The following is an 11,992-nucleotide window of genomic DNA, read 5'->3' on the forward strand; positions in this document are numbered from 1 at the left end:
AAAGTTAGCGGCGCAGGCTGCGCGGGGTTGCGCTGCAGGGCTTGATCGCGATCACGCTGGCATGCTCCAGGCCATCGCTGGCGGCGTGGCCCTCGAAGTCGATGGCCAGGCCTTCGTAGCCGGCCTCCTCCACCTGCAGCCCGGCAAGCCGGCATTCGCGGGCCAGGATCTCGGGGTCCACCAGGTTGATCAGCGGGGTGCCGTTGAGGGCGTCGCTGGCATGGCTGCCGCTGTCGATGGCATTGCCGGCGCTGGCCTGGACGCGGCTGCGGAAATAGCCGGCGATATCGGCGATATAGCCCGGCCACTCCTCGCCCGCGGCATTGAGGCGCTCGTACTCGTCGACCCGGGCCGCCCAGTGCGGGAAGTACGGGGTGTCGCAGGTCAGGAACAGCTGGCCGCCCGGGGCCAGCCAGCGGGCCATCTTGCGGATCGACTCGCGAAACGCCTGGGGCGCCAGGAAATGCAGGACCCGCGCCGCATGGATCGCCTGGAACCGGCCCGGGGCGAAATCCATGTCCGGCAAGGCGCCGGCCAGTGTGCTCAGGCGCCCGCGCAGGTGTGGCGGCACCTTGTCGGCGAGAATCCTCAGGTGCTGCTCCTCGATATCCACCGCCAGCACCCGGGCGCCCTGCTCCAGCGCGGCGATGGTCGCCACGCCGTAGGCGCAGCCCATGTCCATCACTTCCCTTCCGGTGGTGGCGGCGAACTCGACGAACAGCTGCGAGCAGGCCGGCAGGACGGTGGTCATGGCCCCGGTGCCGTTGAGCGTCGGGATCATGCCCTTGATCTGTTCGGGCATGCTTACCGGCACCGGTCCGGGGGCCGCGTCCAGGTCATTGCCATGGCTGCACACCAGGTCCCGCAGTTGCATCAGCACCTCGCCCGCCCCATCGCAGATATCGATGTCCAGACGGGACACCGTGGACGGCATCTCCACCTGGGCGAAATCGTTGTCGGAGGGGCGCAGCCACAACCAGGCGGCCTGTTCCAGGGCGCCATCGACCCGCACTTCGTCCACCGACAGCAGCGTAAGGGCCGCGACCTCGCAGGCCTGCTCCCGGGCCAGCAAACTGGTGAGTTGCAGCAGTACCATCGCCGGCTGCGTGACCGGGTGCCAGCCGGCCTCGGCCGCATCGGCCGGCAGTTGCAGCGCGGCCACGGATCGGCGTGGCTCGAACAGCGCCTGGCCGCGGATATGCAAGACCGCGTCGCCCTGGCCGGGAGAACTGAGACGGTAATCGATCAGCTCGTGTTCACCGGGGACCAGGGTCAACTCCACGGCGACCGGCTGCCGCTCCACCCACAACGCGTGGGGAAAGACGATGTCGTGCAACACCAGGCCAACCGGTTCGTCGGCCGTCACTTCGGCCGCCTGGCGCGTGGCCTGGATCAGCATGGGCAGGTGCGCCAGTTCGACGAAACGCCGCGACAGGTCGGCGCCGCCAGCGACGAACCAGGGCTCCTGGCCGGTGAATTCCGAGCGGTATTTCTGCGCCATGAAGGTCGACACGTTGTGCTGCAGGATCGGCGCCGGCAACGCCACGGCCGGACCGTTGGCGGGCGCCTGGGGAATCCACAACGCATGCCGGGCAAAGGGATAGGTGGGCAACTGCGCTTTTTTCAGCGCTGGCTGGCCGGCATACAGGCGTTGCCAGTCCACCGCCACCCCGGCGACCCAGATGCGTCCCAGGCCGCGCTGGTTGCGCTCGTCGAGCCACTGCCGCACCACCGGTTGCATCTCCGGGCTGGCGAACAGCTGACGCACATCCTTGCCGGTTTCCAGGTCGCGCTTGAGGAAGGCGCCGGCATCTTCCTGGCCGGACAGCAGGCGCTCCAGGCGCTCGGTCAGTAGCGCCAGCGAATCGGCGAAAACCACCGCGCGGTGTTCGAAGTGTTCACGGCCGGTCTGCAGGGTGCTGGCCACATCCCGCAGGCTCAGCTGCGCGGCCTCGGGGGATTGCAGATGGGCGAGCAAACGCTTGGCGGCCTGCTCGAGCTGGTCCGCGGTGCGGGCGGACAACGGCACCGCCTGCTCGCCAGCGGCGGGCGGCGCCATGGCGGGCGCTTCGGGGGCCAGGTATTCGCCCAGCACCATATGCCCGGTGACGCCGCCGAAACCGAAATTGTGGATGCCGATATGCCGCGCCTGGCGTTGCCCGTCGCGGGTCTTCGGTGCCCAGGCGGCGGTCTCGCGTATCGGTTCGCAGGCAAACTCGCCCTGCCCGGGGTTCCAGTTGAACTCCTCCAGGTTGGCGATCTTGACCAGGGTGTCGTGCTGCAGCGCCAACAGGCTCTTGATCAGCGAGATCACCCCCGAGGCCCCGGAAAAATGCCCCAGCTGGCCCTTCAGGGTGCCGAAGCCGGGCTTGCTGGCGCAGCCCTTGAAGACCTTGTCGAAGGCATTGAGCTCCACCTCGTCGGCCATCGGGTTGGCGGTGCCCTGGGCCTCGATATAGTCGATATCCCGCGGTTGCAGGCCGGCCTGTCCGAGGGCCTCGGCGATGGTTTCGCAGTGGATCTCGGCATTCGGCGCGGTGAGGTACAGGCTCTTGCCGCCATGGCGCACCGACAGGCCCTTGATCACGCCGAGGATGTTGTCGTTGTCGCGCTCGGCCAGCGACAGGCGCTTGAGCATCACCACCCCCAGGCCGTCGCTGAAGAAGTGCCCGTTGGCCTGCTTGTCGAAGGGCCGGACGATGCCGTCGCCGGTGAACAGGCCGAGCTTGCGGTTATAGATGTTCACTTCCGGGCTCAGCACCAGGTTGACGCCGCCGGCGATGGCCGCCTGGGCCTGCCCGGTGCGCAAGGCCGTGATCGCCCGGTCGATGGCGACGAACGAGCTGCTGCAGGCGGCATCCACCGTCGACACCGGGCCCTTCCAGTCGAAATAGTGGGCGATGCGGTTGACCAGCATGGCGTGGGCGTTGCCGGTATTCAGGTGGCCGTCGATCGCCACCTGGCTGGCGCGGATCAGGTCGGCGTAGTCCTTGCGCTCGATGCCCAGGAACACGCCGATTTTCTGCTGGCGCAACTGATCGCGCTGGTAACCGGAGGTTTCCAGGGCTTCCCACACGGTTTGCAGCATCAGCCGGTGCTGGGGGTCGATCAGCGCCGCTTCGCGCGGGGCGATGTTGAAGTGCAGCGGATCGAAGCCGCGCACATCGTCGATAAAGGCGCCGTGATAACAGTCGGTCTTGTCCGGGCTGTCGAGGTCGCCATAGATCGCCCGCCAGTCCCAGCGGTCGGCCGGCACCTCGGAAATGAACGGCTCGTCGTCCACCAGGCGGCGCCAGAAGTCGGCCAGGCTGTCGGACTTGGGCAGGCGCGCGGCCATGCCGATGATCGCGATGTCCTCGTGCAGTGCCGCCGCTTCGTCGTGGTTCTCCGTTCCCGAGCCGGCCTGCGGCCGAGGCCCCTGCCCGGCCGAGGCGCGCACGACTCTGGCAATCGGCTGGACCGTTGCCCCGGCCGCCTGGCCCTGCTCGTGGAAGTAACGCTGCAAGCGCTCGGCGACTACATGCTCGACGTCCACGGAGGCCGTGGCCGGGGCTTCTTGTCCAAGGCCGGCCCTGGGCGCGATGTGGCGCGCCAGGGCCGCCAGCGACGGATGCTCCATAAAGGTCGAGGACGCCAGCCGCAAACCGGGAAACCGCGCGCCGATACGCTGGGAGAACTCGGTCAGGGAAATGGAGTTGAAGCCATAGTCCGCCAGGCTGCGCTCGGGTTCGATTTCGCCCTGGTCGAGGTGGATGGTGGCGACCAGGAAGCCGCTCAGTTCGGCCAGCACCTGTTGCTCGACGAGAGTGCCCCGGGCCGGCGCTGGCGCGGGTTGCTGCACCGACTCATGCAGTTGGCGGATCAGGTCCAGGGCCTGGGCGTCGGAAATGCTCTGGCTGGAAACCTTGTCGATAAAAGCGTTCAGGTAGGTCATCACGAGGCCCTTGAGATTTTCTTCAGTTCCGACAGAAAGTTGTCTGCGTTGATTTCTTTGCGCTGGATCTTGCGGAGCAGGCCCAGGTACAGGCGGTCATGCTCGGCGATCACCCCGTCCTGGGATTGGGTGGCCTGGTCAATGGCCAGCGCCCGGTCGCTGAGGGGCGTGAGGAACTGGCTGTCCCAGTCGAGCCGCAACGGATCGTCGAGCCGGGCCAGGGCCGCCTGCCGTTCCTCGGCAGTAATCTGGCCCTCGGCCGCCAGGCGCGCCACGGCCTCGCTGCCCAGGCCGGCCAGCAGGCGCGCCTTGACGATACTGATTTGCTCGTCACCGGTTTCGTCCTGGATAAAGGCGCGCTGGCGGCTCGCGGCGACGATGGCCGCGGCCCCGGCGCTGGCGTGGGGCCCGCGCAGGCGGTACTGGGCGGGAAAACCCGGGGTATTGAGCAGGCTCCAGAAGGCCTTGAATTCGCGCGCTGGGTCCGGCACCAGGCCGAGCTTCAGGCCGATCACCACGCTGGCCAGGGGGCCCATGATGATCTTGTCGGTATCGGCGGTTTGCCGCCGTTCCTGCTGGCTGAGCCGGTACTTGCCGGAGACCACCTGGGCATACCAGCGCGAAGTCATCTCCAGGTACGGCAAGGTGCCGATCACGCCGATTTCCTGCAGCCCGTACTGGTTGAACAACAGCGGGTCGTCTCGGTGGAACAGCCCCATGGCCAGGTCGCGGACAGGCTCCAGGCCTTGCACATAGTCATACAGCGCCCCGGTGCGGTAGCCGGTGCACAGCACCACCACATCGATGTCCTCGAGCACCTGTTCATGGCCGAGGTGGAAGCAGCGGTTGCCGACGAACTTTTCCACCTGGCCGAAGATCGTCTCGATCTTCCCGGCGTTGACCAGGTCCACCACCTCATCGTTGATGTGAATGAAGGGGTGCTGGCGGAACTCGTTGAGGGTCGGCTGCAAGCCGCTGCGCTGCAGGGCCTCGCTGAAGGCCGGCAGCGCCAGGCGCAGGCGGTCGATATTGCGCTGCGCCCGCAGCCCCGCGGGCATCAGCAGGTTGGCCGGGGAGACAAAGTCGTTGGGCAGGAACCCTACCATCCGCGGCAGGATGAACTTGCGCGAGCGCAGGCTCCAATAGACTTTGGCGGCGACCTTGCTGGCTTCGCCGGCGATGTCCATGCCGCTGACGCCATTGCCGATCACCAGCACCCGCTTGCCCGCCAGCGGCGCGTTGTCGAAATACTGCCCCGAATGCAGCACCTGGCCGGTGAAGGACTCCAGCCCCGGAATCCGCGCGTGGCGCGGAATCTGATATCGCCCGTGGCACAGCGCGACCCCGTCGAAGGTCTCCTGGCGACGGATGCCCGCGGACTCGATTTCCACCTGCCAGCCAGCGCCCTCGGCCTTGACCGAAACGACCCGGGACTGGCAGTGGATATGGCGCTCCAGGTCAAAACGGCTGGCGTAGGCCTGCAGGTAGCGCCGCACATCCTGGACATTGGGAAAGGTATCGCTGATGTCTTCGGGGTAGAAGTCGGAAAAGAAGCTGGTGTCCCTGGAGTTCTGGAAGCGCGTGGTGGTGTAAGTGCCGACCTGTTTGTCGTGCTTGAGGTTCCATACCCCGCCCAGGGTGTCCTGGGACTCGTACACCACCGGCTGGTGCCCCTCCTCCAGCAACGATTTGGCCATGACCAGGCCGCCGGGACCGGCTCCGATCACGCAGATCCTGCGCGCCCCGGGCGTGGCCGCCGGCTCCGACTCGTCCGGGGCCAGGGCGTTGTAGCGCTTGAACTGGAACGGGTACTGCGGCAGCGCCAGTTTCTTCGCGCTGCCGGGCGGATGCAGGCGGTGCCAGGCCGGCGTCACGCCCGCCACCCATTGCGCGGCCAGGGTGGCCAGTTCGCCGTCCGCCGCCAGCTGCCGGCCGCTGTAGAAAATCCCCGCCGGCCAGGCGTCGGCGCCTTCGGCCAGGCCTTCCAGGGCCCGGGCCAGTTGTTCCCGGGCCTCGGCGATCGAGCTGGCGACAAAGGCCAGGCGCGCCTTGAGCCCTTCGCGGCCGACTTGCAGGGTGTAGGCCAGGTCCCGCAGCCGCAGCTGTGAATGGCCCTGCAGGTGGGCCAACTGGTTTTCCAGGACGCTGGCCAGCTGCGCCGGGGTCCTGGCGGAGAACACCAGCAATTGCGCGTCGTGGTCTTCGCCGCGGGTATCGTCCGGCGGGCAGTACTGTTCGACGATCACATGGGCGTTGACCCCGAATCCGTAGCTGTTGATGGCGGCGCGCCGAGGCGTTGCGCCAGCGGCCCAGGGCTGGTTGCGCGCGCTGATCCGGAACACGCTGGAAGACCACAGCCGGGCCACGTCCTCGTCGCTCACGCCGGGTACCCCTGGCTTGATGCCTTGCTGCAGGGCGAACACCACCTTGATCAGCGCCGCCATGCCGGAGGCCACTTCGCTGTGGCCGATACAGGGTTTCAGGCTGCCCAGGGTACAGTCCGCGGTGCTCGCGGCGCCTGGGGCGTGTTCGGCGAACACCGCTTCCAGGGCGTTCACTTCGACCCGGTCGCCGAGCAGCGAGCCGGTGGCATGGGTTTCGATATAGCCCAGCGATTGCGCCGTCACGCGGGCATCGGCCAGGGCGTCGAGCATGGCGTTGCGCATGCCCTCCTGGTTCGGCGCCGTGAGCGACGAGGAGCGCCCGCCGTGGTTGACGCTGCTGCCCTTGATCACTGCCGCGATGCGGTCGTTGTCGGCGAGCGCCCGGGCCAGCGGCTTGAGAATCACCACCGCCGCGCCTTCGGAACGCACGTAGCCATTGGCCCCGGCCTGGAAGGACCGGGTGCTCTGGTCGGGGCTCAGCAGGCCCATGGCGTCGTAGCTGTGAAAATACTCGGGGGACAGCAGCAGGTTGACGCCCCCCACCACCGCCTGCTCGCACTCGCGGTGGCGGATGGCGCGGATCGCCCGGTGCAGGGCCACCAGGGATGACGAACAGGTGGTCTCGATGCATTCGCTGGGCCCCGAGAGGTCCAGGGTGTGGGACAGCCGGTTGGCGACCATGGACACCAGTTGCCCGGTGGCCAGGTAGCCTTTGTTTTCTTCGGCCTGCGCCGCCGCGACCCCGTAGTCGTTCTGCGAGGCGGCAATGAACACCCCGGTACGCCGCTGGCGGAACGCCTCGGCGCTGATACCGGCGTCCTCCAGGGCCCGCCAGGTGTAGGTGAGCATCAGCCGCTGCTGGGGATCGATCAGTTGCGCTTCCTTGGGCGCTACCTGGAAAAACACCGGGTCGAAGTCGAAGGCATCGGCGATGAACCCGGCCCACAGCGGCGCATCGGCGCGCACCAGCTGCGGACGCATCAGGGCCGCGGAGGTCATGCAGTTGCGCCCGGCCAGGACGTTGCCCCAGAACGCCTGCGCGCACCCTGCCTGGGCGAAACTGCAGGCCATGCCGACAATGGCGATGTCCTCTCGCGAGTCGTCGTCCCACGGGTCCCTGCGCTCATCGCCTGCGGGCTGCGGGGCAACGGCGGCCGGCGCCGCTTGCGGGCCATGCAGCAGGCGTTGCGCGATGGCCGTCGGGCTGGCGTGGGCGGCCAGGTCGGCCAGGACCAGTTGCGTGTCGAACCGCCGGTTGAGACGGGCGAGAAAGTCATTGGCCGCGATCGAATTGCCGCCCACCTCGGCGAACAGGCTGTCCGGCTGGATATCCTCCACCCCCAGCAGCGCCTGCCATTGCTCGATGATGTAGCGCTCGACCTCGCCCCGCGCCGCCGTGCTGGCGCCCGCCGCCACGGAAATGGGGCGCTGGGCCAGTGCCTTGCGGTCGACCTTGCCGTTGGGCGTCAACGGAAGACGCTCGATGGCCAGCAGAAAGCTCGGCACCATGAAGCCGGGCAAGCGTTCGTCGAGCCAGTGCTTCAGGCGCCCGGCCAGGGCGGCATCCGGTGCCTGCTGGCGCGGGACGAAGTAGCCGACCAATTGCGCGGAGCCGGCCTGCTGCCGGGCCACCACCACCGCTTGCAGGACCTCGGGATGGTTGTCCAACTGGGCCTCGACATCGCCCATTTCGACCCGGTAGCCACGGATTTTCACCTGGTTGTCGATCCGGCCCAGGTGCTGCAACAGGCCATCGGCCTGCCAGCAGGCCAGGTCGCCGGTGCGATACAGCTTGCCGGAGCTTTCGAAGGGGTTGTCGATGAACTTCTCAGCCGTCAGCTCGGGACGGTTCAGGTAGCCCTCGGCCACCCCCGCCCCGGCGATGCACAACTCGCCCGGCTCGCCGATGGCGCAGTGGCCGCCATCTTCACGCAGCAGGTACAGCCGGGTGTTGGCGATGGGCCGGCCGATGGAAATCGCCTGCCCGGGCTGCAGTTTCTGCAGGGTCGACCAGATGGTGGTTTCGGTCGGCCCGAACATGTTCCAGACCGCATTCCCGGCCTGCTCGAAAGCGCCCTTGAGGGTCTCGGGCATCGGCTCGCCGCCACAGAGGATGCGCAGTTGCGCCAGGGGTTGCCAGCCGGCGCGCAGCAGCATCTGCCAGGTCGCCGGGGTCGCCTGCATCAGGCTGGGGCGGACTTCGGCGATCAGCTTCATCAACTGGCTGGCATCCCCCGCGGTCTCGGCCGGACAGATATGGCAACGCCCGCCGACGATCAACGGCAGGAGCAACTCCAGCCCGGAAATATCGAAGCAATGGGTGGTCACCGCCAGCAGGGTGTCGGCGGCGGACATCCCGGGCACTTCGGCCATCGACAGGAGAAAGTTGCTCAGCGCCCGATGGCTGATCATCACGCCCTTGGGTTGGCCGGTGCTGCCGGAGGTGTAGATGATGTAGGCCAGGCTGCCGGGCGCCGAGACCGGCTCGGGCAAGGGCGACTGGCAGGCGGCGACCAGCGGCCACTGGCGGTCCAGGGCGAGGCTGACGCAGCGCTCGCCCAGCAGTGTGGCGAGCATCGGCTCGACCTCCGCCTGGGTCAGCACCCAGCGGCTGTCGCTGTCCTCGAGCATGTAGCGCAGGCGCTGTTCGGGGTACACCGGGTCCAGCGGAATATAGGTGGCCCCGACCCGGGCGATGGCGAGCATCGCCACCACCAGGTCGGGGGAGCGGTTCATGAACAGGGCGACCCGCGAGCCGGCGCCCACCCCCTGCCCGACCAGGTAGGCGGCCAACTGCCCGCTTTTGTCGGCCAGCTGGCGATAGCTCAGGCGCTGCCGGGCGTCCGCCAGGGCGATAGCGTCCGGGGTGGCCCGGGACCGGGCGTCGAACAACTGATGAAAACCCGCTGCGTTGTTGAAGTCGCGCGCGTTGACGCGCCACGCCGATGGGACAGGATTGACTGACATGGGCTACTCCCCTGAACGGCCGGTGATTTTGTTGAGAAGGATATGAAGGTTGCTCAGGTCCTTGCCGAACTGATTGATCGAATGGCTGTAATTGAGACTGTTGGGGCGGGTGTACTTGATGAAGTTGGCCAGCGAGCCGGTCGCGCTCAGGTCGACGAACAGCGCCTGGCTGCCACTGCTTGCCAGGTGCTTGACCAGGCCATGGAAATCCACGCTCTGGCGGATGACGCGCCACAGGTAATCCCGGGCGTTGCCCAGGTCGCCGGCGTGAATGGCCCGGGCGAACGTGGAGGAGTAATAGGGGATGCGCGGCGCGCCGAACTCGATGCCTTCCAGGATCGCCAGGATCTTGTCCCGGACCGGCTCGATATTGCTGGAGTGAAACGGATACTGCACGGGCAGTTCGATGCAGATCACCCCCATGGCATCCAGGCCCTGCTTGATCCGGGCCAGGTCGGCCCGGGCGCCGGAGACACAGAAATTGTCGGCGAAATTGATCCCGGCCAGCTCCACCCCCTGGTAAAGCCCGGGATGCTGCTGCAGGTGCTCCACCGGCGCCAGCACGCTGAGCATCCCGCCCTTGGGGCAATGCTCGGCCAGCACCCGCGACTGGCGCAGGGTCAGGCGCAGCCCGTCCTGCCAGGACAGGCAACCGCTGACCGTCAAGCCGATGTACTCGCCCAGGCTGTAGCCCAGGACGGCCCTGGGCTCGACTCCTTCGGCGCGCAGCATGGCGGTCAGGCTGTAGCCGACGGCGAACAGCGCGGGATGGGTTTGCAGGATCGAGTCGAACGGCTCGTAGACCCGGCGCGATTCATCGTAGATAACCTTGACCAGGGAAAATCCCGACTCTGCTTCCACCAGGGCGCTGCAGGCATCCATCTGCTGGCGGAAGGCCGGGTTGTGCTGGTACAGCTCGCGGCCCATCTGGAAATACTGGGTGCCTTGCCCGCCATACATGAAGATCGTGTCCCGCGGCGCCGGGGCGACCGGAGCAGGCGGCGCGGCAGTCGGCGCGATGGCCATCGGCGCCTTGACAATCTTGTCGGTCAGTTTGCTCAGGACATTGCCCGGCCCGAGTTCCTCGATCGGCTGGATATCCTGGGTCAGCAGCCAGGAAATGCTTTCGTACCATTTCACCGGATGGGTGATCTGCCCGCTGAGGATGGCGGCGTAATCGCGCTGCGGATAAGGCCGCGCCGTCATGTTCGAGACCACGGGGGTGGACAGGGGCTGTAGCGAGAACCCCGCCAGGTAGTCGGCGAACTCGCGTTCGACATCCTGCATGTAGCGTGAGTGGAAGGCGGCGCTGACGTTCAGCGGTACATAACTGGCGCCGGCCTGCTCGAAGATCGCTCGGGTCGCTTCGCCGACAATATCGTCGTGCAGGCCGGAAAGAATGATCTGATCTGGCGAGTTGATATTGGCCAGGTCGATAGCGTCCAGGCCCTTGTCGCGCAGGACAGTGCGAACCCTTTCCTCGCTCAGGCCCAGCACCGCGGCCATGCCGCCCCTGGGCGCCTGGCTCATCAGTTGGCCCCGGCGCTGGACCAGTTGCAGCCCGGTGGCAAAGTCAAAGCCGCCAGCGGCGAAGAGCGCGCAGTACTCGCCCAGGGAATGCCCGGCGAAATACGCCACCTGCTCGTTCCCGGAAGCGCTCTGCAAGCGGTCCAGGTAGGTCAGCGCACTGACCGTATAAAGCGCCGGCTGAGTGTATTGGGTCTGGTTCAGGCGCTGGTCGCGGTCTTCGAGACACAGGTCGACGATGGAGTAGCCGAGAATATCGCTGGCCAGGTCCGTATAGGTTATGAACTTGCCGAACACCGCCTCGCCCATGCCCTTGAGTTGTGAACCCTGGCCAGGAAAAACATAAATCTTTTGCATTCAATCACCTTTTAGCAGGTACAGACGCGCCTCAAAGATGTATTTGATTCAGGCATGCCGCACACTCGGCCCGCAACGAGACTGTCGCAGCCTATATAGAGAGGAGCTGATTAATACCAATCGACTACAGGAGAACTTTTGAGTTCATCCAACATGGCCACTCAATAGCCATTACGGCAACTATCGAATATCGATAAATCCTATCACAGGGAATTAATGGTTTTTGTTAAAAACTGACTGATTTTTTTTATGATTAAAAAATATTCAATTAAATCAATGGTTAATGTTTACATTAAACCTGATTTAGAGTGACTATGCCCCGATCACCTGAAAAACATGAACAAAATTTAATATATAGGTTTGACACCAATTTCATGATCTACATGTCGCCATACGATATCCGGAAGCCATGTAAAACAGTAACTTGAAGTCAGCGAATTATTTAACCGAGTAGTTACTTCCAGCAAAAAAAAGAAAGGTTCTTCACGGATTACCGGGAAAGACGCTCTTGATTTTCATGAAAAAGAATTCGCTATCCCGGTAACCGTACGCCATCCGTTTGATAACCTTTATTCGATTGTTTATGCCTTCCAACTGCCCCGTGTGCATCGGCCAGCGAACCCGGCTGACGATTCCCCGCCAGTAACCCTTGAGCCGTTTGGCGAACAGGATCAGAGCCGGTATCGCGCTTTCATCAGCGTGGCGCAGCCATTGCTTCCAGGCTGATCTCCAGCCCCAGGCGGTACTTGGCGTCCAGAGCGTTTTGAGTTCAGCTTTCATCAAGTAGACCGTCATCAACGCTTGGTTGGCCGCCAGCAAATCC

Annotated in this window: 4 protein-coding genes; all 4 read right to left on the reverse strand. The window is 65.4% G+C overall.

Annotated features, from left to right (window positions below):
* Positions 1 to 4: 4 nt before the first annotated feature.
* Positions 5 to 3,934, reverse strand: coding sequence for a beta-ketoacyl synthase N-terminal-like domain-containing protein (locus tag CKW18_RS20250; protein ID WP_095190427.1), 3,930 nt, complete (start codon positions 3,932 to 3,934; stop codon positions 5 to 7).
* Entirely contained in the window at positions 3,934 to 9,285 is a 5,352-nt protein-coding gene (locus tag CKW18_RS20255) for an amino acid adenylation domain-containing protein (RefSeq protein WP_095190428.1), read from the reverse strand. The genes CKW18_RS20250 and CKW18_RS20255 overlap by 1 nt, the downstream gene beginning before the upstream one ends.
* Positions 9,286 to 9,288: 3 nt before the next feature.
* Positions 9,289 to 11,169, reverse strand: coding sequence for an ACP S-malonyltransferase (fabD, locus tag CKW18_RS20260; RefSeq protein WP_095190429.1), 1,881 nt, complete (start codon positions 11,167 to 11,169; stop codon positions 9,289 to 9,291).
* 483 nt (positions 11,170 to 11,652) lie between these two features.
* Positions 11,653 to 11,992, reverse strand: a 340-nt coding sequence (locus CKW18_RS20265) for a transposase (protein WP_141233123.1), incomplete at its 5' end; no start/stop codon positions are given.

Origin of the sequence: Pseudomonas sp. Irchel 3E19 (assembly GCF_900187585.1) — a bacterium.
GTDB classification, from domain to species: Bacteria; Pseudomonadota; Gammaproteobacteria; order Pseudomonadales; family Pseudomonadaceae; genus Aquipseudomonas; species Aquipseudomonas baetica.

Excerpts from the sequence above, each read along its gene's own strand:
- fabD (WP_095190429.1), bottom strand. The coding sequence starts at position 11,169 with ATGCAAAAGATTTATGTTTTTCCTGGCCAGGGTTCACAACTCAAGGGC.
- CKW18_RS20250 (WP_095190427.1), bottom strand. The coding sequence starts at position 3,934 with ATGACCTACCTGAACGCTTTTATCGACAAGGTTTCCAGCCAGAGCATT.
- CKW18_RS20255 (WP_095190428.1), bottom strand. The coding sequence starts at position 9,285 with ATGTCAGTCAATCCTGTCCCATCGGCGTGGCGCGTCAACGCGCGCGAC.